The 24394-nt window shown below is 56.5% G+C and carries 25 protein-coding genes; 15 read left to right on the top strand and 10 right to left on the bottom strand.

What is annotated here, in order from left to right; genetic code table 11:
* The first annotated feature begins 95 nt into the window (after nt 1-95).
* The 5 genes from helR (at nt 96) to FHU41_RS03225 (ending at nt 4684) form a co-directional block, all read left to right on the top strand.
* Entirely contained in the window at nt 96-2270 is a 2175-nt protein-coding gene (helR, locus tag FHU41_RS03205; protein ID WP_343046234.1) for an RNA polymerase recycling motor ATPase HelR, read from the top strand.
* Nucleotides 2271-2322: 52 nt separating this feature from the next.
* Nucleotides 2323-3324, top strand: a complete 1002-nt coding sequence (locus FHU41_RS03210) for an NADP-dependent oxidoreductase (protein ID WP_179388192.1) — start codon at nt 2323-2325, stop codon at nt 3322-3324.
* A gap of 46 nt (nt 3325-3370) precedes the next feature.
* Nucleotides 3371-3667, top strand: coding sequence for a metalloregulator ArsR/SmtB family transcription factor (locus FHU41_RS03215; RefSeq protein ID WP_179388193.1), 297 nt, complete (start codon nt 3371-3373; stop codon nt 3665-3667).
* Nucleotides 3664-4050: a VOC family protein gene (locus FHU41_RS03220; RefSeq protein WP_179388194.1), complete on the top strand. Its 387-nt coding sequence runs from the start codon at nt 3664-3666 to the stop codon at nt 4048-4050. Before FHU41_RS03215 ends, FHU41_RS03220 begins: the two co-directional genes overlap by 4 nt.
* Nucleotides 4051-4123: 73 nt before the next feature.
* Nucleotides 4124-4684, top strand: coding sequence for a mycothiol transferase (locus FHU41_RS03225; protein ID WP_179388195.1), 561 nt, complete (start codon nt 4124-4126; stop codon nt 4682-4684).
* A 5-nt stretch (nt 4685-4689) separates the two neighbouring features.
* Here the strand turns inward: FHU41_RS03225 and FHU41_RS03230 are convergent, their stop codons facing one another.
* Together FHU41_RS03230 and FHU41_RS03235 are read right to left on the bottom strand one after the other, a co-directional pair.
* A complete protein-coding gene (locus tag FHU41_RS03230; protein WP_179388196.1) occupies nt 4690-5142 on the bottom strand; it encodes a VOC family protein in 453 nt (150 codons plus the stop codon).
* Nucleotides 5143-5625: 483 nt separating this feature from the next.
* Entirely contained in the window at nt 5626-6198 is a 573-nt protein-coding gene (locus FHU41_RS03235) for a TetR family transcriptional regulator (protein WP_179388197.1), read from the bottom strand.
* Nucleotides 6199-6281: 83 nt separating this feature from the next.
* Here FHU41_RS03235 and FHU41_RS03240 point away from each other — a divergent pair, with 83 nt between their 5' ends.
* Both FHU41_RS03240 and arr read left to right on the top strand, forming a co-directional pair.
* Complete coding sequence (locus FHU41_RS03240; protein WP_179388198.1) at nt 6282-7166, top strand: SDR family oxidoreductase; 885 nt, start codon at nt 6282-6284, stop codon at nt 7164-7166.
* 169 nt (nt 7167-7335) lie between these two features.
* Nucleotides 7336-7785, top strand: coding sequence for an NAD(+)--rifampin ADP-ribosyltransferase (arr, locus tag FHU41_RS03245; protein WP_425503235.1), 450 nt, complete (start codon nt 7336-7338; stop codon nt 7783-7785).
* 415 nt (nt 7786-8200) lie between these two features.
* On the opposite strand, the gene FHU41_RS03250 is transcribed toward arr, so the two are convergent.
* From FHU41_RS03250 to FHU41_RS03265, 4 genes are all read right to left on the bottom strand, one after another.
* A complete protein-coding gene (locus tag FHU41_RS03250; protein WP_179388200.1) occupies nt 8201-8995 on the bottom strand; it encodes a hypothetical protein in 795 nt (264 codons plus the stop codon).
* Nucleotides 8996-9584: 589 nt separating this feature from the next.
* Nucleotides 9585-10226: an HAD-IA family hydrolase gene (locus tag FHU41_RS03255; RefSeq protein ID WP_179388201.1), complete on the bottom strand. Its 642-nt coding sequence runs from the start codon at nt 10224-10226 to the stop codon at nt 9585-9587.
* Between the two features lie 90 nt (nt 10227-10316).
* Nucleotides 10317-10673 (bottom strand): VOC family protein, encoded by a 357-nt coding sequence (locus FHU41_RS03260; RefSeq protein ID WP_179388202.1) that lies wholly within the window; start codon nt 10671-10673, stop codon nt 10317-10319.
* A gap of 94 nt (nt 10674-10767) precedes the next feature.
* Nucleotides 10768-11979 (bottom strand): FAD-dependent oxidoreductase, encoded by a 1212-nt coding sequence (locus FHU41_RS03265; protein WP_179388203.1) that lies wholly within the window; start codon nt 11977-11979, stop codon nt 10768-10770.
* A 100-nt stretch (nt 11980-12079) separates the two neighbouring features.
* Between FHU41_RS03265 and FHU41_RS03270 the strand changes: the two genes are divergently transcribed.
* Together FHU41_RS03270 and FHU41_RS03275 are read left to right on the top strand one after the other, a co-directional pair.
* Nucleotides 12080-12565, top strand: coding sequence for a MarR family winged helix-turn-helix transcriptional regulator (locus FHU41_RS03270; protein WP_179388204.1), 486 nt, complete (start codon nt 12080-12082; stop codon nt 12563-12565).
* 206 nt (nt 12566-12771) lie between these two features.
* The gene (locus FHU41_RS03275; protein ID WP_179388205.1) at nt 12772-13560 is read left to right on the top strand and encodes a GNAT family N-acetyltransferase; all 789 of its coding nucleotides are present in this window, start codon (nt 12772-12774) and stop codon (nt 13558-13560) included.
* Nucleotides 13561-13717: 157 nt separating this feature from the next.
* Here the strand turns inward: FHU41_RS03275 and FHU41_RS03280 are convergent, their stop codons facing one another.
* Complete coding sequence (locus tag FHU41_RS03280; protein WP_246279418.1) at nt 13718-14116, bottom strand: DUF805 domain-containing protein; 399 nt, start codon at nt 14114-14116, stop codon at nt 13718-13720.
* A gap of 585 nt (nt 14117-14701) precedes the next feature.
* On the opposite strand from FHU41_RS03280, the gene FHU41_RS03285 reads away from it, so the two are divergent.
* On the top strand, nt 14702-15433 hold the full coding sequence (locus tag FHU41_RS03285; RefSeq protein ID WP_179388206.1) for a Type 1 glutamine amidotransferase-like domain-containing protein: 732 nt from the start codon (nt 14702-14704) through the stop codon (nt 15431-15433).
* Nucleotides 15434-15561: 128 nt separating this feature from the next.
* Nucleotides 15562-16305: an HAD family hydrolase gene (locus FHU41_RS03290; RefSeq protein WP_179388207.1), complete on the top strand. Its 744-nt coding sequence runs from the start codon at nt 15562-15564 to the stop codon at nt 16303-16305.
* 20 nt (nt 16306-16325) lie between these two features.
* Here FHU41_RS03290 and FHU41_RS03295 read toward each other — a convergent pair whose 3' ends face one another.
* Nucleotides 16326-17081 carry a class I SAM-dependent methyltransferase gene (locus tag FHU41_RS03295; protein ID WP_179388208.1) on the bottom strand — a complete coding sequence of 252 codons (756 nt, stop codon included), beginning with the start codon at nt 17079-17081 and terminating at the stop codon, nt 16326-16328.
* Nucleotides 17082-17173: 92 nt separating this feature from the next.
* Here FHU41_RS03295 and FHU41_RS03300 point away from each other — a divergent pair, with 92 nt between their 5' ends.
* Nucleotides 17174-17707 (top strand): winged helix-turn-helix transcriptional regulator, encoded by a 534-nt coding sequence (locus tag FHU41_RS03300; RefSeq protein ID WP_179388209.1) that lies wholly within the window; start codon nt 17174-17176, stop codon nt 17705-17707.
* Nucleotides 17708-17966: 259 nt separating this feature from the next.
* Nucleotides 17967-19382, top strand: a complete 1416-nt coding sequence (locus FHU41_RS03305; RefSeq protein ID WP_179388210.1) for an aspartate ammonia-lyase — start codon at nt 17967-17969, stop codon at nt 19380-19382.
* A gap of 217 nt (nt 19383-19599) precedes the next feature.
* On the opposite strand, the gene FHU41_RS14845 is transcribed toward FHU41_RS03305, so the two are convergent.
* Complete coding sequence (locus FHU41_RS14845; RefSeq protein ID WP_218846918.1) at nt 19600-22200, bottom strand: discoidin domain-containing protein; 2601 nt, start codon at nt 22198-22200, stop codon at nt 19600-19602.
* A 403-nt stretch (nt 22201-22603) separates the two neighbouring features.
* On the opposite strand from FHU41_RS14845, the gene FHU41_RS03320 reads away from it, so the two are divergent.
* Nucleotides 22604-23248, top strand: a complete 645-nt coding sequence (locus FHU41_RS03320) for a GNAT family N-acetyltransferase (protein ID WP_179388211.1) — start codon at nt 22604-22606, stop codon at nt 23246-23248.
* The gene (locus tag FHU41_RS03325) at nt 23245-23784 is read left to right on the top strand and encodes a DinB family protein (RefSeq protein ID WP_179388212.1); all 540 of its coding nucleotides are present in this window, start codon (nt 23245-23247) and stop codon (nt 23782-23784) included. Before FHU41_RS03320 ends, FHU41_RS03325 begins: the two co-directional genes overlap by 4 nt.
* A gap of 26 nt (nt 23785-23810) precedes the next feature.
* Here FHU41_RS03325 and FHU41_RS03330 read toward each other — a convergent pair whose 3' ends face one another.
* Complete coding sequence (locus FHU41_RS03330) at nt 23811-24347, bottom strand: GNAT family N-acetyltransferase (protein ID WP_179388213.1); 537 nt, start codon at nt 24345-24347, stop codon at nt 23811-23813.
* Nucleotides 24348-24394 lie beyond the last annotated feature (47 nt).

Here is a 24394-nt window from a genome sequence, read left to right on the forward strand (position 1 = left end):
CCGCAGAATTGAGAGCCGAGCATGGCGTCCACACTGATCTACCCCTCCGCGGGCGGCACAACGTTGCCCACTGCGGCCAGAGAGGAACTGCTGACGTGAGTAGTAGCGCGTTTAACCTTCCCGACCACCTCACTTCTAAAGCCGAGCCAAGCCTCATTGCCGATGATGAACGGCACTTCACGGCCATTGCCGAAAGTCTTGAACGAACCATCACCGAATTGTCAGATCGTCTCGATACCGCTCGAAAGGCTCCCGGCCGCCTGGGCCAGGAAGTGGTGGAGCGAGACGTGGAAGTGCGCATGCTCGCCTCCCGTCTGCGAGCCCTGCGGCGTTTCGGTCTAGATCTCTGCCTTGGACAGATGGTCAGCGCTGGCAGCCCCGAGCCCGTGTATATCGGCCGGCTTGGTCTCACCGACGGTGCCGGACATCGATTGCTTATCGATTGGCGCTCCCCAGCCGCGGAGCCCTTCTTCGGTGCCACTCATGCCAATCCGATGGGCTTGGTGAGTCGGCGCAGGTATCGCTGGACCCGAGGCTGGATCAGTGACTACTGGGACGAAGTATTCTCCGCGGAGGGTAGCGCCGGAGTTGAGCAGCTGGCCACCCTGGATGATCTATCTGCTTTCATCGCCAGCTTGGGCAGCAGCCGATCTGCCCGGATGCAAGATGTGCTCGGTACCATTCAGGCCGATCAGGATGCCATTATCCGCGCCTCATCCCGGGGTGCTCTCGTCGTCGACGGCGGTCCCGGAACCGGCAAAACCGTCGTCGCCTTGCACCGAGCCGCCTACCTGCTCTACTCCGATCCTCGCCTCGGCCACCACCGAGGTGGCGTCTTGTTCATCGGTCCGCATCAGCCCTATTTAGCTTATGTTGCCGACGTCCTACCTAGCCTTGGGGAAGAGGGGGTCCAAACTTGCACCTTACGGGACCTGGTCCCCGAGGGTACTTCGGCGATGATCGAGCCTGATCCCGAGGTGGCCCGGCTGAAGTCCTCGGCTGAGCTGGTGAAGGCCATCGAGCCTGCCGTCAGGTTTTATGAGGAACCTCCCCGCAAAGGCATGATTATCGAGACAGCCTATGCCGATATCTGGCTCGGCGTTGAGGAATGGACCGAGGCCTTCGAATCGGCGGCCCCAGGCCTTGCACACAACGAGGCTCGCCAGGAGGTCTGGGAAGAACTGCTCAACATCCTGGCGGACAAACCTGGCACCGATGACGTTCCGGCGGATTTGATCCGCAGAGTCTTAGCTCAGAATGCCGAGTTAGTCGATGCCTTCAGCAAAGCCTGGCCGCTACTCGATTACACCGAACTGGTCAGCGATCTCTGGTCCGTGCCCGCTTACTTGCGTAGATGCGCTCCTTGGCTCAGCGCTGCTGAAGTCAAGAAGTTGCAACGCCAGGACAGTCGAGCTTGGACGGTTTCCGACCTTCCGTTGCTGGATGCGGCCAAACAAAGATTGGGCGACGCCGGGGCCTCGCGACGCAAGCGGCAGCAAGCGATTGCCTTGGCTTCCGAGCGCGAAGTAATGGACCGAGTGATAGATGATCTGATCGCAGCCGATGACTCCGAGCTGATGGTTATGACCTCGCTCCGCGGACAGGATATGCAGGACAAATTGGTCGATGACAGCGCCGCACCGCTGGCCGAATCGGACGAACTCGCCGGTCCGTTCGCTCATATTGTGGTGGATGAGGCGCAGGAACTCACGGATGCGGAATGGCAAATGCTGCTACTGCGCTGTCCCTCCCGGAGTTTCACGGTAGTCGGGGATCGTGCTCAAGCTAGGCACGGGTTCACGGAGTCGTGGCAGCAGCGGCTGGAGCGGATTGGATTGGCTCAGCTGAAGCTGGCAAGCCTGAACATCAACTACCGAACCCCGGAGGAAGTGATGGTCGAAGCAGAACCGGTGATCAGGGCAGCGCTCCCCGACGCCAATGTGCCAACGTCCATCCGCAGCAGTGGTACCGCTGTGGTTTACGGGTCCACTTCGGAATTGAGCTCAATCCTCGCCAACTGGCTCGCTGCACATGCCGAAGGCACGGCCTGCGTGATTAGTAGCGGCGAACCCGGCTCGTTCCCGGAGATGCCTCGCGTCAGCTGCTTAACTCCCGAGTTGTCGAAGGGACTCGAATTCGATCTGGTGGTGCTGCTCACCCCGGAGGCTTTTGGCAGCGGAATCGAAGGGGCAGTCGATCGTTATGTCGCGATGACTCGGACAACCCAGCAACTCGTTATCCTGACAGGCTCCGAGGCCCTAGCGAGGTAGATGCTCTTCGGGTGATAAGTTTTGGCACGAGACTCAAGGGGAAGAAGCTGGAATGAAAGCCTATGTATTGACCCGGTACGGCGACTCAAGCGTCATGGAGATGCGCGAGGTCCCTGAGCCTATCGCTGCTGACAATGAGGTGTTGATCAAGGTACAAGCCGCAGCTTTGAACCCGGTTGACTACAAGCTACGCGAGGGCAAGATGCGCTTGCTTAACCATCTAGATTTGCCCACGGTTGCCGGCAACGAGTTCTCCGGCATAGTGGCAGGAGTTGGGGATGGCGTTACTCGTTTTGCGGTTGGGGACCGCGTTTTCGCCCGAGTGGACAAGAATAAACTAGGAGCCTTCGCGCCCTACCTAGTTATTAGCCAGACGCTTCTAGCGAAGATCCCGGAGTCCCTTGATTTTGTTGCTGCGGCGGGGCTACCGCTTGCGGGATTGACCGCACTCCAAGCGCTACGGGACGAACTAGCGGTCACTGCGGGGGACCGGATTTTCATTTCCGGGGGAGCGGGCGGCGTGGGTACCCTGGCGATTCAGCTCGCGACCTGGATGGGAGCGGAGGTAGCGACCACTGCTTCGCCACAGAGTGAAGAATTTGTGCGCTCCTTGGGAGCCTCAACCGTTATTAACTATCGGGAGCAAAGGTTCAAGGATGTGCTGAGTGAGTATGACGGCGCTTTCGATCTCACTGGCGGGGCGGACCTGCAGGATAGCTTCAGTATCCTCAAAAGGGGTGCGAAAACAGTTTCCATTGCTGGATTCCCCGAACCGACCACAGCGCGTGTGGATCTGGAGGCGGGCCCATTACTCACCGCCGCGCTCTGGATTTTGAGTGCCAAGATCCGCCGTCAGGCGCGACAAAAGGGCGTCGGTTATCGATACATGTTCATGCATCCGAGCGGAACAGATCTCGAATTGCTGGCCGGTCTGGTCGAAGAAGGCAAGCTCAAGACGGTGACTGATCGGGTCTTCCCCTTCGAGCAAATTGCCGAGGGTTTCAGCTATCTTGAACAGGGCCATGCTAAAGGGAAAGTTGTCGTTCAGATGTGAACACCACCCTTGACAGGCAAGTACACGCTTGCCTATTGTCTGAAGAGTGACCAACGACGAGCTCTTCAAGGCTCTGGCGGATCCCACTCGGCGGAAGATTCTTGACGAACTTGCCGAGCGTTCCGGGCAGACCTTATTTGAGATCTGCTCGCGGCTAAGTGTGAAGCATCAGCTCACCACCTCACGCCAAGCGGTTTCTCAACACCTCGCGGTACTGGAGGCAGCCGGTCTGGTCGAGAGCCGCCGGGTTGGTCGCTATAAATTCCACGACCTGAAGACGACACCACTTAAAGGCATCGCCGAGCGGTGGATCAGGTCCAGCACATCGGAGAGTAAAACATGAGAATCCATCTATCCAGCGTCTTTGTCGATGACCAAAAGAGGGCCCTGAGCTTTTACACGGAAGTGCTAGGTTTCGTGAAAAAGACCGAGGTTCCAATAGGGGAGGACTGGTGGCTAACAGTGGTTTCACCCGATGATCTTGACGGCACCGAATTGCTTCTGGAACCCTCCGGCCATCCCGCAGTGAAGCCCTATCGAGATGCCTTGATCAAGGACGGCATTCCGATGACGGCATTTGCCGTGGATGATGTGCACGCGGAATTTAAACGCCTGAGTGAGCTCGGAGTTCGCTTCACTCAGGAACCGCTGGAGATGGGCCCGGTGACCACCGCAGTGTTGGATGATACCTGCGGAAATCTGATCCAGATCCTGCACCAGGCGTAGCTAAGCCGTTGACTCACCGCGCGCTAGCACCGGGGACTAGCGCGCGAGCCCCGATCGGGCCAATATTGAAAGCATGAGTGAGCAACCCACCCGATGGACCGAGGCGACCGTCTACCCAGATATGTGGACCGATCCGGACAAAGACCCTCGTAACAGCGATGGAGTCAGCCCGGACGGTGAGCTACCAACCCTGCAGGATTACCTGTCGAGCTATCGACTTACCCTGTTAATGAAGTGTGAGGGCCTCAGTCCGGAACAATTGGCACGCCGCTCGGTGCCGCCGTCGACCATGTCACTGCTTGGTTTGCTGCGGCATCTCGCCGAGGCCGAACGGGACTGGCGCAATTGGATTAACGACGGCGATCCCCTACCGAAGCTGTACGGCAAACGTGACGCTGACTTTGACGATGCAATAGCCGCCCAGGATGTTGTTGACGCTGCCTACGCAAACTTAGCGCGGGAGCAGGCGGCTTTGGATGCGGATCTTGCGGTGCACCCAGATCTGGGGGAGCGGCTGGGAAAACAGCAGATCGCGGTGCGTGAACTGATGGTGCATCGGATCGAGGAATATGCCCGTCATTGTGGACATGCCGACCTGCTGCGAGAGTGCGTGGACGGAAGAGTGGGGCAATAGGAGGTCTAAGTCGCTTGCTCAATGATCCGTTCAGCCAGGGCCACGATGATTCCCTCCGGGCCCCGCACATAAGCCATCCGCCAGGCTCCCTCATACTGACCAATGCCACCGACCAGACCGTAACCTTCATTGGCTAGCCGATCGACCTGCGCTTGGAGGTCATCGACTTCGAACGACAGACTGCGCAGCCCGAGCTCGTTAGCCATCGCAGCGGGCGACCCCTCTACCGGCTCGGGTCGAACGAAGCTGGAAAGCTCCACTGCGGTGTCTCCGTTTGGCGTTCGCAACATAACGATCTCTGTACGGGAATCCGGGATCGCTATCACCGTATCGATGAAGTCACCCTCCACAAAGGTCCTACCCTCGATCTCAAGCCCGAGTCCCAGAAAGAATGCCGTCACCTTCTCTAGGTCTTTAACGGTGATGCCGACATGGTCAAACCGAATAATTCGCGGCATAGGCGCAACCTCCCATTGTTCGTTCTGCTCTGCTGGCTCAGGACTCTACCCGAGCCAAGACAAAGCCTACGGCGAATTCAGAAGGCGAGAAAGACCCGTACCGTCTTATCGGACCAGCTTTGAGGCCAGTCGCATCGAGGCGAGAAGTTCGTCAATGTCGGATTCTTGGTGCGCGAATGAGGTGACAAGCCGGACCACTCCTGGTTCCCAGCGATCATCGTAGAAGGCATAACCACGCTCATGAAGGGCCGCCGATCAGCGCCAGCGGATGCTCCAGGTTACCGAGCCAGGCAAGGAGCTATGGGCCAAACTTCCCGACCCCATCGCGATCATTCAGATAGTTTCGTTCGAGGGAGCGGACCCAGAGGAACTCGCGACAACGCGACGAGTGCTTCAAGCCGCAACGGTGCGCCTCAATACTTATATGGCGACAACCGCTGATAAGCCCTGAGCTGTGGGGGGGGGCGACGGCGGCATATCCACTCAGGTGATTTGGGACATCGTTTCACGCAGTCGATCAATTGCGATCCGAGCGAGCTCGGCGAAGCCTTCCCGATTGCCGGCAGTGATCCAGGCCGCATGGGCATCCGCGAAGGCCAGCATGCCAAGCTCTGCCGCGAGTTTCGCGACCGGCTCCGACACGGAACGGGCAGCCAAGGCTTCGGCTACCGACCGGACCAGGGCGGCATGTTTGAGCTGAGCGCGAGCCTGCAGTTCCGGATTCGACGCGATAAGAGCATTGATTCGAGGACCTAGCTCCTTGGTCACTTCGGTCATAGCCTCGGCCGTTCGGACAACACCCGCAGCTACAGCCTCAAGCGGGCTCGCATCCTGAGCGGCCGAAGCGATGCCCATAACGAGGAGCCGGGTGATGGCCTCCTGACCGGCCGCGAGAACGTCCTTTTTATCGGGAAAATAACGGAAGAACGTGCTCTTCGTCAGTCCCGCACGCGCAGCTACCTCGGCCACGGTGGTCTCCTCGTAGCCGCGTTCGGTAAACAGTTCGATAGCAGCAGCGACTAGTCGTAAGCGAGCATCAGGTTCCCAGCGAGGCATGACATCATCCTATCCGATGGGACTGGGGTCTCATCATGAGCTATAGTGATGGGACAGGAGTCCCATCACTATAGGAGTACATCATGCGAGTATTCGTCACCGGCGCAACGGGTGGAATTGGTTCCGCGGTAGTGTCCGAATTAATTTCTGCTGGCCACCAGGTCCTCGGCCTGGCACGTTCCGCGGCCTCAGCTGAACGCTTGATCGCGGCTGGGGCTGTCCCGCTAGTAGGTGACCTGGCCGACGCCAACTCGCTGCGCACCGGCGTCGAACAGACCGATGGTGTGATTCAGTTAGCCTTCAGCAACGACTTCACCAGAATCGAGGAGGGCATAGCGGAGGAGAAGGCTGCCGTCGAAGCCATCGGCGCCGCCCTGATCGGCAGCCACAAGCCGATCGTTTTCGCCTCCGGAACACCCGCAGCCCCAGGTCGCGTCACAACCGAAGAAGAGCCAATGTCCGAAGAGGGGCCCATGGGCGGGCGCGCCCGCAATGCTCGATACCTACTCGAACTCGCCGAGCAGGGAGTGCGTAGCTCCGTTGTACGTCTTCCTCGCTCGGTACACCAACGTGGCGTGGCGTACGGATTTGCTTCTTTTCTCATTGAAACCGCACGGCACACCGGCGTCTCCGGATATGTCGGTGATGGCAGTCAGCGTTGGCCTGCGGTGCACCGGCTCGACGCGGCTCACCTCTTCCGCATCATGCTTGAAGACGCAGCTCCGGGCAGCATTGCTCATGCGGTAGGGGACGAAGGTGACACCATGCGATCGCTGGCCGAAGCCATCGGGGGAGCGCTGGGGCTGCCGGTGGAACAAGTGGCAGCGGAGCAGTATGGCTTCCTCGGAACAGTCTTCGAAGTCGACCAACCCTCCTCAAGCTTCGCGACACAACGCCGGTTTGGCTGGGAGCCGAGCCACCCGAGCCTGCTTGCCGACCTTGAGGCGGGTAACTACCCTCTTGGGTAAGAAGAATCTCGCTTGCACCGAGCGACGATCGCGGCGTTTATCGATCTGAGGCTAGCCGTTCATGAGAATCACTAGGGGAGTAGTTAGCCGTTCAGCTCGGTTACTCGCCTAAGGCGGAATCCAGATCATCCTGAGCATCGCAGTCGCTATCTAGAACTAAACCTCCGCTATGAACCCGGCACTATATTCTGGGGTGATGAATGAAACCATCGAGCGCGGCCCTTTCTTCCACGGCACAGCGGTGGTTTTACGGCCAGGAGAGCTACTTACCCCTGGCTTTCAGTCGAACTACCAGCCCGAGATAGTGATGAACCACGTTTATTTCACGGCACTTCGTGATGGGGCAGGTCTCGCTGCAGAGCTTGCAGTAGAGCTGCTGGGAGCTGAGGTAACTCCACACGTGTACGAGGTGGAGCCAACAGGTCAATTCGAAGACGATCCGAACGTTACCGATAAGAAGTTTCCGGGGAATCCAACGCGGTCTTATCGAAGCACCGAGCCCCTCAGAATTGTTCGAGAAATCAACGACTGGACCAGGCTCACTCCCGAGGCATTGCAAGAATGGCGTGAGCGGTTAATCTCCAAAGCACCGGAGGAACGTGGCGAAATCCTCAACTAAGGGCGGCTGAGCAGCGCACCTAGATGTGGTCCAACAGAATTTACTGGTAACTGTTATTAATCGATCTTGCATTCTTCGCTGTGGCCGGCTGGATTGATTGGATGCTTGATATCTGGTCGTTCCTGTAAAGCGGGGAGGAGTTGTCTACTCGGCGGTTGCTTGGGACCGTTGGGCGTTCCATCGAGGAGTGGCTTTGGCGCGGCTGCGTGCGCTGAGTTTTTGGAAGTACCAATCCTAGCCGAGTAGTTGTTTCACTCGTGGTATTGCTTTTCCGTCTGGGCCACTGTAGCGGTGGACTTTGTCGGCGTCTCCGTCGATGACCATGTTGACTATCATTTCGTCCGTGCCTGCTGGGTTGGAGCGGACGGTGTTCAGTGTGTTGGAGAGGTTCATCGACGGCAGTTCGCTGCTTCTGCTACTGACTCGCAGCGAGTTCAAGTGTGCAGCCGACAACACTGTCGTAGACTCCGTATTCAGACGCCCGCCGACCATTGAGGTAGTCCGTCACTATCCGAAACAGCAATGCACGCACGAGGTACTGCGGAAAGTCCTTGGCCGGGCTGATCGTTTCCAAGAGGGCAAGCGGTGCACCTTCGAAGCAAACCGCGTCTACTGCGATTATGGCAACCGAGTAGTTCACTGGACGCCAATATATCGTCAGGTCAAGAACAGCTGGAGGGAGAGCGGAAGTGAATAAGACGTTTCCAGTCAGATCGCCATGAATGACCCCAGAGGGATCGAACACCTGCTGCCGCGCTCCTACTAGTTCTGCGACGTGTGGAACATCGCTCAACAGAACGTCAGTATCTTCACCCCAGGCGAAACGGTCAGCCCTGGCCCAGGCATGGGTCCGAATATCGACAAAGGCAGGACGCTCTACCTCAGAGAACAGCTTGGCGAACTCGCGGGCAATCTTTGCGAGTTCAAACCATCTGCCCGGCTGATGTTCACCAGTCAGGTACGGAAAGGCCGTCCAGCCGTCGACAACTAACTTCTCAGATCTGCTTCTGATTGGAAGACTAAGGCGCATCCTGCTGTTGGTGCTCTGTGTACGCGCAACTACATCCATCCAGAGCAACTCTTCGGGAATCACATCGAGAGGTTTCAGCGTTACATCGCCGGCTCTCCAGACCGTTCCTCTGCCGCCCTCCAGCTTTGACAGAGGCCCGGTGGCGTGGAATTCATCTTGGATTTCGATCGAGGGATGCACCTCATCATTTTAGGACTTAAGCACCCCGTTGTGCCTTCACGACATCGACGAAACGGAGGAAACAGTCTTCAAAGGTGCTAATAGTCATGATCAAATCAGGTTTAGCGCACTCTGATGACTATTTTCTCCAGAGACTCTTTCTTTTCACTCCACTGAATTCAGGGGTCGTGAACGTTTGCTGGGCGACACTTCCTCTTCTCATAGATAGACATACCACTGACCTTCCTGCTAGTGACCTAGACTATCGGCCTGAAAGAGCTACCTCCGCTGATGATCGAGCCACATCAATGGAGACTCGCAAACTAACAAACCTGTCATCCAGACGAGCCGAAACAAGAGACTCACCCGAAACGTTCAAAGGTGTGGACGTTAGCCCTCCAGCTTCCCTCACGGTTCTCACCATTACTGAGAATGTGAATGGAAATCTGTAGATTCTCAGTAGTACTGCGAAAATTCTCAGTTTGACTAAGGGCGGCTGAGCAGCGCACCTAGATGTGGTCCAACAGAATTTACTTTACATAATGTGGATTATCGGCGTTTAACTGTCATTGCTCCTGGGATTGCGATTCAGCCGAGATCGCCTGTTTCTTCAGGCAGTCTTCAGGACGATATCTTTCAGCTCGGTCAAAGTTTCGATTCGATGAGTCGCCTGCGAAAAGTCATGTGAGCTCGTAAATTCGTTGTAGACGATGGCGCAGTCAATACCGGCTGCCACGGCAGATTTCAGCCCTCTGGATGAATCCTCAACAATCAGGGTTTCTTCTTTGCTGGCGCCGAGGCGTTTTAGGCCGGTCAGGTACGGTTCGGGATGCGGCTTAGCGAAATCATAGTCCTCGCGAACAAGAACAAAATCCATGAATTGTCTAATTTGACGCTTTTCATGAATAATTTCAAAATCCATACGTTTCGCAGTCGTTACAATCGCCATACGAACGTATTTTGACAGTTCAGCAAGAGTTTCAACGACGCCTTCAATCTCAATGACTTCTGTTCTCAGATATTCCTGATAATAATCATTGCGAACCTCACGCTGTCTGCTGATGGTCCACTCGTCGATCCCTGCCGCCCTGGCTTGATCCCAAGTTCCCGCTCCTTGGCTCATACCCTCCAAGTATTGATCCTTATCCAAGGCCACACCAATATCTGCCAGGGCGCGTTCTCCGGCTTTGTAATACCAGAATTCAGTGTCCACTAAAACACCGTCATGATCAAAGAGTATGTATTTTTTCACGCCCTTTTCCTTTCCGGCCACCTCGGCAACAACGCATCTTCAGGCCGGCTGCTCCCCCGCCAACCGCGTCACAACACCTGACGCAGTTCTTTAGCCCACACACAAACAGAACGGATGCCCAGCCGGGTCCAGGAATACCCGGAACGAGGTACCGGGCTGGTACTCGTGTTTAGTCGCACCGAGCGCTAGCGTGGCCACCTCAGCAGCATCGAGATCATCAACCGTAAAGTCAAGGTGTATTTGCTGCGGCACCTCCTGACCAGGCCATTGCGGTGGCGTGAAATTTTCGACCTGTTGAAAATCTATCGAAGCGCCATAGTCGGCCCGGACGGAGCACCAGTCCTCGCTTTGCTCGACTTTCCAATCAAGTAGAGCGCCGTAAAATTCGGAAAGCGACTTTGGGTCAGGACAGTCAAGAACAACAACCGGAAAGCGTGCGATAGTCATAACTAAAACTCTAAGACCATTTCCGGACAACTAGCGTCCTGATTCTCGGTGTTTTCGAGCGGTGAAAGTATCAGTCCACTCGATTTGCCGCCGGTTATCGCACCGGAGTAACAACCTCATCGAAGTCGATATGATGTCCCTGGAGCCACATCATGGATTTCCCACCGTCCTTTTCAGCCCGCCCAAAGATTAGCGGCAAGAGAGCATCACGGATAACCCGAGCAACCGGTCCCGCAGCCTTACTGTTGGACGAGCGATGGCCATATTTGACGATCTTCGCCGTTCTCGCCTTGCGGAGAGCCTGGAAAGTTTCGAAGGCGGAGGGCAGATCCGGGCAGTCCCGCAGGCATTTAGCCAGCTCCACGGCGTCCTCCAGGGCCATCGAGGCGCCCTGCCCTGCCGAGGGCGATACGGCGTGCGCGGCGTCACCAATGATGACCAGATTCCGGCCATTATGCCAGTGTTCGACGGCGGGCAAATCGTAGGTAGCCCAGCCCACCAGAGGTCCGGGGGCGGCGTCGATGATCTCATGCGCAGGCCCGCTGTCACCCTCCATCAGCTCATGGAGCCACCGTCTCCATTCGGCGTCGGACATATCGGAGAGAACACCACGTTCGGGCTCTTTGAGCATAGGCGGGTTGGCAAACCAGACCGTTCCGCCGTCCGGTGTTGGCGCCCAGGCAAAGAAGGATCTGGTGCCGAACTGCATCCTGAATTCCCCCTGCGGAACATCGACCTGAAAGTTCGGAATGTAACCTCCCGTATTAAGCACCGGGACATAACGGGGAGCTTGCGCCTGCGGATCAATAAGTGTTCGCACTTGCGAGCGCAGCCCATCGCAGCCAATCAACAGGTCCCCCGTCGCATTCGTGCCATCGGAGAAATGCGCTCGCACTCCCCCATCGGCTAGCTCTTCAACCCTGACCAGCTGTTTACCATAATGAACGTCTGCACCGCGTTCCCGCGCGAGCTGGCCGAGCGCAACGTAGAGATCCGAGCGCGGCATCATGAGTGAGAGTTGACCATCGCTGCGCTGAGCGGCCATCGGCATACGACCTAGGCTGCGCCCCTTGCCGTTCACGAAACTGATTGTCTCAACTTCGAAGCCCAGCTCCGTTACCGGATCCGCTGCATCAATCGCCCGAAGTGCATCCATGCCGTTGGCCTGAAAACTGAGCCAGGACCCGCGCTGCTCGGCGCCAGCGAGGTCCCGCTCATACACCGTATTCTCGATACCCACACGGCTCAAAGCCATGGAGAGGACGGGGCCGGCGACACCGGCACCGATGATCAAAGCGTGGGTCATAATGAAACCTCTCGTGAAGCTGACGGAGCGACAGCAGTTGAATACTTGACTATCATGTAACTTGATTGTCAATATATATCTTGATGGAAAGGTAGCTTGAATGTCAAGCGAATCTGCGGAGAAGGCAGTGGCGTCCACATCCTTGGGGCTTGCCATGCAGACTTACCAAGCCTCTGTGCAAGACTTTGACCGTGAAGTAGCCCGGATTCTCGGCGTCAACGAGACGGATCTGAGGTGCCTGGAAGTACTCCTAGAGCCAGATTCGGCCGACGTGACGCCGACCATACTGGCCAATCGGCTCGGTTTAACCACTGGGAGCGTGACCACTATGCTGGATCGCCTCACGAATGCCGGTTATGTCGCCAGGGCCCCACACCCCACGGACCGAAGGCGACTCATCGTGCACGCCACTCAACTTGCTGTACAAAAGAGCAACGAGCTTTACGGCCCGCTGATCAATGCGGCAGCGGAGGACCTACTCCCCCACTTCAGCACCACCCAACTCAAGATCGTCGTCGAATTCCTTCAGGCTGCGACCAAACTCCAACAAACACATTTCGATCGTTTGCGCACCGTCGGCGACTGAGGCCGATTGAATCCTGCTGCGGCGAGAAGATCTCGGTCTGAAATTCGCCAGGGCGGCGGCATACATAGGTAAAGGTATGAACTTGGTAACGGGCAAGCGCTGGAAAGCAACTAGCTAGATGAATTTGGTATCACCGTGTCCGTAACAATATCAAGAACCAACTGCCACCCCGCTTACGGAACTGTTACTGATGGCAGGATTGGCTAGTGCATACTCACCGAGATTTACTCGCAGTTCACGATGACCAGGTGCGCGGAAGCATTGAAGTCAGGATGCCATTAACTTGGACTGCTCAATGGGACGGCCCGCTATTGCGGGTAACGACTCCAGCGCAAGGAATCGCCTTTGCGAAAGACTTAGAGGGGTTGAGCGTTACAGAACTGGATTTACTCATCCAAAGGCTACGTGACTACTTCAGCAAGCGCGGTGAAGCTGTCGAATGGAAAACATATGGACACGATCGCCCCGACTTGCCCGCACGATTGAGACTGGCAGGCTTCAACCCAGAAGAAACAGAAACTGTTGTCATTGGTAATGCAGCAGAGCTAGCCACGGACGCTGAGCCCCCGCATGGTGTAATCATCCGAGAAACCACTGCCCGCAAGGATTTCGACCGGATCGCCTACATGGAATCTGAGGTTTGGGGCAAGGATTGGTCCTGGCTAGCTGAGGATTTAGCGAGCCGCTGCGAGACCTCCCCAGATGACGTAGCCGTCCTGATTGCAGAGGCAGACGGTCAGGTTGTTTCTGCAGCGTGGCTAGTGGGCTTGCCCGGAACTGAATTTGGCGGATTGTGGGGTGGATCCACCCTCAAACAGTGGCGCGGCAAAGGCATTTACCGGGCGCTTGTTGCCCGCCGCGCACAGATTGCCGTCAGCCTGAGAATGAAGTACCTGGTCGTGGACGCATCGGACGCCAGCAGCCCCATTCTGCAACGCCTCGGATTTCAGAAGGTCACCACCACTACCCCCTGGGTTTGGTCTCCAAGAACATAAGTAATCATTGATGGGAGGCCTAGCGAACATCCCCCTTGGTTGATCGCCGTGGCTGCGTAAAAATCTGCAGGACCCTCGAGGAATGAGCTTTGCCAGTCATGGCATGGTGCCGTCCGAGTGACAGCGCCAAGAGCCGCTTGTTCCCGTTGGCTCGGCCCTACCTTGCTCGGTCAAAACGTGCACCGGAAGGTTCCGGTGACAGGGCCAGCAGAACGAGCACGATGAGCCCGCCCACGAACGGAATGCCCAGCAGGAAGTAGAACCCGCCGGATCGCCCAGTGTCATGCAAACGGCGCCAGGTAATTGCAAGTGTGGGGATCAGCGTCGCCAAGTACCATCCCACAACAAGGAACGGGAAGATCGGAAAGAGCGGACCCGGGCTGGAGTGGCCGGAGTCTTCGTTGCTCGAACCGAGAAAGAGGAATGTGTAGAGCAATGCAAAGAGCACGAAGTAAACGAGTGCGTTGAAGAGCACGGCCATCCAGTACTCGCTGAGACTCGCTCTCCCCGAGAATGTTGCGTACTTCTTCCAGAATCGCTTCACCGCGGTTCCCATGTTCGCCCCATAGTAGGGTGCCCACAACGGAGGTTGCATTGTGTTTATAGGAGTATCTACGGATTCAGATGAAAAAGTCACTCGAGCAATGTACCGCAACCGCACCAAACTCGAATTACGCTTCCCAAGATGGGTCGTAACAATGACGAATATTCGGCAGCACGTCCAGGCGCGCCCCTACTTGCCTGTCCTGTAAAGCGTTAGGCGGATTCCCAGGCTATCGAGGCACTAATAGATCTAACGAGGATTGGTGGGCTTATAGCTTCGATCACTCCAAGGAAACAAGGAACAGGCTAATTCGCTCTTAGGGCTACCTGTCGATGCTGGCACGACCAGCATTCGATCCGCGCCTTGGCTATAGGTAGCTTCGGGTGCCCTGCTGCTCTTCGCATGGTTTATAGCCGGCTCTTTCGTAGATAACCCTGGCATCCCGATGTGAGCAGGCAACTATCGACCAAAAGGACATCACTCCACGGTTGATCTGAATCGATGGACCCCTCACATGATGCCTGCCACCTCCCCCCAATGGAACCTCTGCGGGACAATCAAGATTTGAAGACATATATCGCGTGTATTGTTCGTACGATGGCGACTAGCGGCAGTCAGATCTTTGCTTTCTCCGGAATTCTACAATCCAGTGGTGACACCCGTACGAACGCTGATTTGACGGATTATGCGCTTGGGCTCTCGGGCAAGGAATCCGGCCAGAGGGTGTGTTACGTCCCCACGGCAGTTGGCGACTCGCCCGTGGCGGTCCAGGCCAAGTCGAAAGAGTTCGCGGAGCTCCGTCCGGATGTTGCATTCAGCGTACTGACACTGTTCAATCAGCCGAATGTGCCCGACATACGCGACCATCTCCTGACTCAGGACGTCATCCTGGTTGAGGGTGGGAGCGTCGCGAATCTCATGGCGGTCTGGCGGGTTCACGGCGTCGATAAAGTCATGCGCGAATGTTGGCAAAACGGTGTAGTGCTGGCTGGGGCAAGTGCGGGAAGTATCTGCTGGCACACAGGCGGCCCGACCGATTCTTTCGGTGATACATTGGCTCCGTTTGACCAAGGGCTGGGGCTCTTGCCGTTCAGCAATGGAGTACATGACGACTTCCGTGACCAACCCCGCAAGGAGGCCTATCGTGGCATGGTCGCTAGCAAGACGCTAGGCGGTGGCTATGCCACTGAGGATGGCGTAGGCCTGCACTACGTCGGAACCAAGATGAATGAGGCGGTCTCGATCCGTGCCGGCGCAAGGGCCTGGACGGTACAGCCAACTTCTGACTGTGGCTACTTGGAAGAGGCCATCACCCCACGGTTAATCTGAATCGACCGACCCCACCGAATCACCCCTGGCATCTCCCGCAACGGGGCACTCCGCGGGACAATTGGCTTGGCATTGAGAAAGCTGAAAGTTCTCAAAAGATGAAGTGCGACGACGGCTAGCCTGGGTGTATGGACATTCGAGCCGTTCTATTCGATCTGGACAACACTCTGTTCGACCACCTGACATCTGCCCGTGGTGGCTTGGAGACTTTCGTTCGGAGTTTCGGGCTTGAACTTACACCGAAACTTACGCATTTGTGGTTTGAGATTGAACAGGCCAACTACGACCGTTTTCTATCAGGTGAACTCAATTTTCAGGAACAGCGCCGCGAACGACTCCGCCAGTTCCTTCCCTTGATAGAGCATCCTGGTCCGGTTGGGGACACCGAGCTTGACGAAATGTTCGCCAACTATCTGCAAAGTTATGAGGATGCGTGGGCAGCATTTCCAGATGCGGTACCAACTCTGCAATGTCTGCGAGATTCAGGCATCACCGTTGGCGTCGTGACCAACGGCAACCACGAGCAACAAGCGATGAAGATCAGTAGGATCGGCATCGAACCACTCTTAGATCTGTTCTCTAGTTCTGAACAAATGGGCCACGCCAAACCGGAAAGTTCAGCATTCATCCTGCCCTGCGAGAGCCTGTTCCTCTCCCCAGGCCAAGTACTTTATATCGGAGACAACTTCCGTGTGGATATTGAAGGGGCACGAGACGCTGGCCTTCAGGCCATGCACCTTGACAGGGAGGGCTCCGATCAGCCAAAAACCCTGCGTAAGCTGACAGACCTCATCCCGCTGTTGAAGCTCAAAGTGATTGCACCAAGCCTCCAACAATCACATTTCGATCGCCGCCGCACCTTCAACAAGTGAGGCCGGGGCTTCCGCAGCTGCTAAGCGTCCTTATGTGCGACGGCGAAATAGGTAACCACAGGTGGGTGAGCTTCGTCGCTCAACTTGAACCCGGAGGCGGCGGGAATCTCCCGGTCTGAAATTCGCCCCGAGCGACGTTTGAGCACCGTGCTCACCAGGGCTCCAATGGATGCCGGTTCAAAACCAATGATCTTTTCAAGTGAGAGCTCAGCATTTCGTAAGGCCAGCCGAATAGCCTCCGGATTCCTCAACCGCGAGGCGGCATATCGAGGTGAGGGCATGATCTTGCTGAATGGCAAGCGTTGGAAAGCAAGCAGATAGATGAATTTTGCAATCACGGTATCGGCGACGGTATCAAGGATTAACCACCCACCCGGAGCAAGAGCTTTCGCCAGCTGACCCATCATCTGATCAAGGTGATCATGGGTTTCCAAGGTATCGGCGCAATAGACGAGGTCAAAGTCCCCCAAAGAAGGGTCTATTGTGACCGAAGGGGCGACCATGAATCGCGCACCCGGAGTGAGCGATCGGGCAATCTCGACCGCTTCTTCGGAGGGATCGACCACCGTCGTCTCAAAACCTCGATCGAGAAGAGCCTGCGCAAGCGGCGAATATCCCCCACCCACCACCAGCGCACGCCGGGAACTCGACGAGAAATCCCCGAGTAGCTGATCGAGTAAGGCTTCCCGGGCGGGCATGAATGCCAAAGCCCGAACCTGACGCCCATCAAGGGTATTCGGAGCCTGGGTGTTGAGCTTGAGTTCCTGTTTAGCCATATCGGACTCCAAGGTTGCAATCTAGGATCTTCGGCGATAATTGTCAGGCTACTGTATTGAGTTGCTTAAAGATACTCGTTTTACTAGTAGACATGACACGAACCCCTCTCGACGAGGTCAGCTGCTCAATTGCCAGGACCGTCAACGTGCTCTCGGACGCTTGGTCCTGGCTCATCGTCCGGGACACCTACCTCGGTGTGAATCGTTTCGATGATTACGTCGCGGATCTCGGCATAACTAGAAGAGTGCTCAGCCGGCGGCTGAGCGAACTTGTCGAAGCGCAGATCCTGAAGAAACAGCTTTACGCTTCCGGCCCCGACCGCTTTGACTACCTACTCACCGAGAAAGGCGCCGAACTTGTCCCGCTTCTCGCCGTCTTGGCGCAGTGGGGTGATCGTTGGGAGCCCAGCCCCGGAGGCCCACCCATTATCTTTGAACATGGAGAATGTGGCCCCATCCAGGCTGTGGTTGCCTGTAGCTGCTGCGCGGAGGCGCTTAGCGCAGAAAACGTCGCGGCGACGGCGGGGCCGGGCGGCACCGCCGGACCCGGAACCGCGCTCATCGGGCGCTTACTTGCCGCTCAGCGAAGCCAAAAAGAAGTTTTTCCTCCCGAACATGGAAGTTAATTCACGCCGCTAGCGGACCACCAGGAACACCCCCTCGGCAAGTGTGAACAAGAGTTCCTTAAATCGTTGCTAGCTGAGGAGCTCAGGACCGCGGCTGCGCTCTAGCTGATTCCTCAATTCTTCAGATGCAAGAGTTCGAAAATAACGACTGGACAGATTCTTATAGAGGCGGGAGGGTGAAATCAGACAGCCGCTCCCTTGGCTAGCCGCAGTCGCAATTATGGGAAAAGCCCGACAGCTCGGAGAGGTTATCCAGACCATGACCAAGCAAGAGTCATCGCAAGCTAACCTCCGATGGGAACATGACAGCCTGGGAGATCGAGAGGTTCCCGCCGATGCGTACTGGGGCATTAGCACTCTTCGTGCAATAGAGAACTTTCCTGTGAGCGGACGCACGATCGGGAGTATGCGATCCCTGCTATGGGGCTTCGGCGCAATAAAGTGCGCTGCCGCCAGGTCCAATGAAAAGCTCGGATTTCTGAAACCAGATCGATCGGCGGCCATTCAGGTGGCCGCCCGCGAAGTTATGGAAGGATCCCTCGACGAGCACTTTGTGGTGGACAGAATTCAAGGCGGCGCGGGGACCAGCACCAATATGAATGTGAACGAGGTGATAGCCAACCGCGGACTGGAACTGATGGGTCTAACCAAGGGCAACTATTCAGCTTTGCACCCTATTGATGACGTGAACCACAGCCAGTCGACCAACGACACCTATCCAACCGCCATCAAAATAGCGCTGCAGCTCGAGCTGACCGTCTTTTGTGCAGAACATGAACGACTCAGCAACGCTTTCGCAGCCAAGGCTGAGGAATTCGCGAGCATCATTAAGGTCGGGCGGACTCAACTACAAGACGCCGTACCCATGACGCTGGGCCAGGAGTTCGGAGCCTTCGCCGTGACTCTTCGGGAAGACAGGCATCGCCTCCTGGAGCTTTTGCCCCATCTCCGCGAGTCCAATCTCGGAGCCACCGCTATTGGCACTGGAATCACCGCCCCGCCTGGCTACCGTGAGTCTATTTTTGAAGAGCTGAATGCCCTTGCGGGTTTGCAACTCGTCTCTGCGGCTGACCTGGTTGAAGCCACCAGTGACACCGGGGTGTTCATGCTCGTTTCCGGCGTGCTGAAAAGGGCGTCCGTAAAACTCTCCAAAATCTGCAACGATCTTCGTCTGCTCTCCTCCGGACCACAAACCGGATTTGGCGAAATCTTTTTACCGGCGGTCCAAGCGGGATCGTCCATAATGCCTGGCAAGGTCAATCCGGTGATCCCGGAAATGGTCAATCAGGTTGCCTTCCGAGTCATCGGCGCTGACGCCACAATAACCATGGCTGTCGAAGCTGGGCAGCTTCAGCTCAACGCCTTTGAACCTGTTATTGCCGACGCGCTTCTAGAGTCCCTCGCTTGGCTCACCGCCGCATGCCGTCAACTACGTACTCATTGCGTCGATGGCATCAGCGCAAACACCCCTGTGCTCCAGAAGCGCATGCTTGAGTCCATCAGTGTTGTCACCGGTCTCGCCCCGCTCATTGGCTATACAGCAGCTGCAGAATTGGCGAAGGAGGCACTGGCTAACAACAGGACAATCGCAGCGCTCGTGACGGAACGCGGCTTGCTAGACAAACAGAAATTGAGACAGGCTCTTTCACCCAGCGGTCTGGCTGGCTTGGATTAGACGCCATCCGCATTGCCCCATCCAGAGAGTCTTTCTCAGGGGGGGCACAAATCGGACATGATCTCCAGGCTACTAACTTCAAGTCATAGAACGCCCGCAAAAGGAGACTGAGCTGTCAAGCCAAAGGTTGAGGTCCTCGCTGCGGACACAGGCTGGGCTCTGCGGAACGATGATCAAAGAGCATGTTCCACAGAGCCCGCTACCATTGCGGCGGTTTCTAAGAGCGATAGACCTCAAAGGACCAGAGTGAATAACCGTAGCCGGTGGCGCGGGTCGAACCAATCATCCGCACATACCGACCCCAGCCATTCAGACTCTTGAGGTCCTCCACTCCCCCGGCACCGTTGCCCGTCATGTAGACCGTGGCCCAGTTAGTTCCATCATTAGAGGTCTGGACTTGGTAAGCCTTGGCATAGGCAGACTCCCAACTCAGCTTCACTTCACAGATGGCTTGAATCGAGCCCAGGTCAACCTGCAACCACTGCGAATCCGAAGGGGCACTCGACCAACGGGTATTTGATTTCCCATCAGTTGCTAGATCCGGAGTGTAGCTAGTACCCGACTGCACCGAGGAGGCCGTGGTCGGCCGACCTGCTGCAAGATCTGCCGGGGCGTAGACCTCGAATCCCCACAGGGAATAACCGTAGGGGGTGCCGCGCGTCGTGCCATACATCCGCACATAACGGCCCGTTCCGGTCAGATTCTTCAGGTCCTGCACCCCACCAACTCCGGCGCCCGTGGAATAGATAGTGCTCCAGTTCACCCCATCATTAGAGGTCTGAATCTGATAGGCCTTGCCATAGGCATACTCCCAACTCAGCTTGACTCGCCCAATAGATTGCACCGAACCGAGGTCGACCTGTAACCACTGCGGGTCCGCAGAGGCACTGGACCAACGGGTGCTGAGGTTCCCATCAGTGGCCATATTGGCAGTTAATATCTGCCCGGCTTTCACCTCTGAGGAGGAAGCCGTCGTCGGCTTGCCTAGAGCCAAATCAATGGCAGGCTGCCCAGCCTCCGTGAATGAAAGCGTCTGCTCCGCCCCGGTCCGAGTGCCGCCCACGGCGTTCCCGGTACCGTTGGTCCAAGCCCTAGTCGGGGTGGTTTCGGAGAGCCTACCCGCCGCGTCTGAGAGCGCAAGCACCAAGCCGCTATACCTGTTGACCAGGTGATAGCTACCTGTTGCATTGCCGGTAGCCGGGTCGGTATTGGCAACGATGAACCACTGCTGAGTCACCGCTGGAGCACCGCAGCTCACCGTCGTGATCGGCGCTGCACCCCAGGCACGAGCAGCGGTGGTTCCAGATGCCACCGAAAGAACCCGGCCCGTGGCTGAATTAACGATGGTGTAAGTACCCTCGCTTGCACCGTAGACGAACTTCCATGAGTCCAATCCAGAACCGGTCGAGCCGGCGGTGGAGGTAGTTGCCGAAGTGACACCCACTGCCGACAAGACTCTATTGTTGCCAGCACTAATCTGGTAGTTCTTGTTCTGATCCACCGGCAGCACGTTCGCCGGCTGCTCGGGCATCTGGTTCTGCTCAATGGACATCGTTGCCTGTCCCCCTGGTTGTCCACCATAGAGGAAATAGGACTGGAAGTTCTTTCCGGTGATGTATGGATTAGTCAGATTGGCCGCATCAAGCATCCAGCGGTACCAGGACGCCGTCTTGAAGCTTCCGGTATCGCCGATCAGTGACCATTTCTGAGTCACCAGATTGTCGGTAGCGTAAAACTGCTGAGGAGCACCGACGTTCTGATCAAGCACTTCGGGTTCACCGATATACAAGCCAAGATAGGCATCGTAGATGATATTCATCGTGTTGAGCGGGGATCTCGATGGCATGGTGCCAGCCGCTACCTGCTGATCGTTGCTCCCCGGATTTGCCGGGTTGTATTCCTTGTCCACCGGGGTATAGCCGGTCGGATGGGCGGCATCAACCGGGACCATATTGCTTTCCTTACCCCCGATGCCCGGTTGCGACCAAGAGCCGTTGTACCACTTGTTCCAGGAACTGGGAGCAAATTTTGCCGACATCGGCGCTCTCGCAACGTGCTCGAAGTTATTCCACGCTGTGCCGGAGACTCCAGGCTTCTGGATGGACCGCGAGTTGTAGTAGACGTAGAAGTATCCGGAGGCGGTATCGACATAGAGTCGTGGATCACCTTCGCCGTAGTAATAGGTCTGCTGCGGGAAGGCTGAGGTGTCATTACGGGTTGTGCTGTAAGGAGAGGTGAGTATGTGCGCCTTGATCGTCCAATCCTTGCCTTGATTGGTGGAGACCGCGTAGTCAATTGCGTCGTAGTGCATACCCTCGCCAAAAGGTGACATGGTGAATTCGTTGTGCACCAGCCCGTACCAATCTCCGGTATCGGGATCGACCCATACTCCCATCAGGTCGCAGTAGTTGCGCTGATCGCTCGCGTTTGCAGGATTCGGGCTGGCCTCGAGACCGGTGGGGCTGGTATTGCAGCGAGTAGTGGTGTTCGCGTTATCCGGCATCGAGTTGATCGTGCTGTTATCGGTGGAGGTGTTGAAGTTTCCGCCTGAAGAGAATCTCCACCACCGCGGATCATTCGGACCGTAGAGCGCAGCTGCAAGCTGGGCGTAGTAGGTACCGTCCTTGTCGATGTAGGAGCCAGCCGGGGTATCCCCAGTGTGGGGAATGTCGCTCAGCGCTCCCATGGTGACCTTGTAATTGCTCGCCGGCAGCACGGCACTGGCACTTAGCGGAGCTGTGGCAAGTAGTAGCCCCGAGGTGAGCGCTAGAGCGCCTCCCAGGGCTACTGATCTACGAATTTTGGATCGATAAGACATGAGTTCTCCTACTACGGTCAGAATTGCAGCTTCATGAAAGAGCTGGGCCGTACCCGGTCGCAGCAATGGATAACTTCACTGCGCGCCACGAAATGGTCCATTTCGGTACTTCTATGTATCCGAACTCCGGATAGTTGCAGTCGGTCAGTCTGTGACCCGCATCACAGTGAATTGATCGTATTGCTTAATAATGATTAAAGTCAAGGAGAAATAATCATAAGTTTGCACAATTGGCGGCAAAACTTTACTCCGCGCTGAAGGGTCCCGGCCACCATCCAATATCGACAGTTCAAGGGATGACGGCAAGTAGCGGACCGTAGTTGTCCTCAATGGATGCTAATGTCCCGTTCATAGGCATAGGCAATAGCCCAGATTGCCACCGAACCAAGCAGGCAGGGTTGGTATGAAAACCGAAGTTACCGAATACCTTGAGGTGAATAAGTTCCGAGTCCTCCCTGCCAACCAGGCATCGTGGGAGGATCTGTTGGCAATTTTCGGCACTGCAGATTATCCCGGCAGGTGTTATTGCCAGCACTATAAGACCCGAGACTCACAATGGAAAACGGTTCCTCAGTCCGAGCGTGCTCAGCGATTGCGTGAGCAGAGCGCCTGTGACAATCCAGGCTCCCCGTATACCAGCGGCCTAGTGGCTTATCTCGACGAGGAACCGGTCGGCTGGTGTGCCATCGAACCCCGCACCGCCTACCTCCGTTTGCTTTTGACTCGCACTCCATGGACAGGCCGTGATGAGGACAAGACAGATGAGTCGATCTGGTGCGTTACGTGCTTCGTCACCCGCAAGGGTTTCCGTAAACGTGGAGTTACTTATGCCCTAGCCCGAGCCAGTATCGATTTTGCTAGGAATCGTGGTGCCAGGGCACTCGAGGCGTACACCATGATCACCCATCCTGGTCAGGAGATTACCTGGGGTGAGCTTCACGTTGGCAGTCGCAATGTATTTGCCGATGCCGGGTTCACCGAAGTAAGCCATCCCAGTCCCCGTCGCTTCGTGATGCGCATCGACTTCACGGATGCCGAGCAGCTATGACCTCTCTGGATGAACAAGGTCGCCCCGAACCACCGTTGGCGGCGGGCGAAGCTGCCACCCTTCTCGGCTTTCTGGACTATCAGCGCGCCACGTTCACCTGGAAGTGCTCCGGCTTGGATGCTGCGAGCTTGAATGTCACCGCTGCTGCCTCTGCAATGACCCTTGGCGGAATGCTCAAACATCTGGCCTACGTGGAAGATTACTGGTCTTCCACTTCGCTGCTAGGCATCGCTCCCCTGGCGCCATGGAACGCCGTTGATTGGGACGCTGATCCCGACTGGGAATGGAATTCGGCTGCCCAGGATGCACCCGAGAAGTTGAGAACACTGTGGCAGACTTCCGTGTCTCGCTCCCGGATCGCCATTAACCAAGCAATAGACGACGGCGGTCTGAGCCAGCCGGCAAAACGAACCTGGCCGGATGGCCGGGCTCCAAGCCTGAGGTGGATCCTGGTCCACCTCATCGAGGAGTATGCCCGACATAATGGTCACGCCGATCTGATCAGGGAATCAATCGACGGACTTATTGGAGAATAATCTCATCGCCAAGCTATGAGGGATGCTCAGCGCAGGTTCTTGCGATAAATATCCACAGCCACCGCACTAGGCGTCAGGTCTCTTCTGGAGAATTCGAAGCCAAGCCTCCCGGCAACTTTCGCACTAGGGGCGTTATCGGGATGGATCACGGCGGTCAAATACTCTGTTTCGAGATTTTCGACCGCCCAGTCAAGCCAGCAGCCAGCACCTTCGGCGGCATACCCTTTGCCCTGAGCGCCGCTTTCCAAGACGTAGCCAATTTCGAGTTCGTCCCAAAGATCCCAGTAATGCAGTCCGATCCGGCCAATCATTCGAGCGCTGGATTTTTCAAAAACGGCGCTCTGTCCCACTCCCCTCTTGCCCCATTCCGCGGCAAACTTCTCCAGTTGTGCCCTAGTCCCCGGCTCATCGAGCGCTGCACCGCCGATGTATCTGGCGACCTCCTCATCCGAATAAATCCGAACTAAGTCATTCAGGTGTTCGGCTCCCAAAGGACGCATCACTAAGCGACTTGTCTCCAGCACCAATTCCGGCTTCCCTTTTGGCTTGATCGCTTCGCTCATGAGTTCATCCTCCCACTCCGCTTCACCCCGTCCCGCCCCACCCCGCT

It is taken from the genome of Psychromicrobium silvestre, from assembly GCF_013408295.1.
Classification (GTDB): domain Bacteria; phylum Actinomycetota; class Actinomycetes; order Actinomycetales; family Micrococcaceae; genus Renibacterium; species Renibacterium silvestre.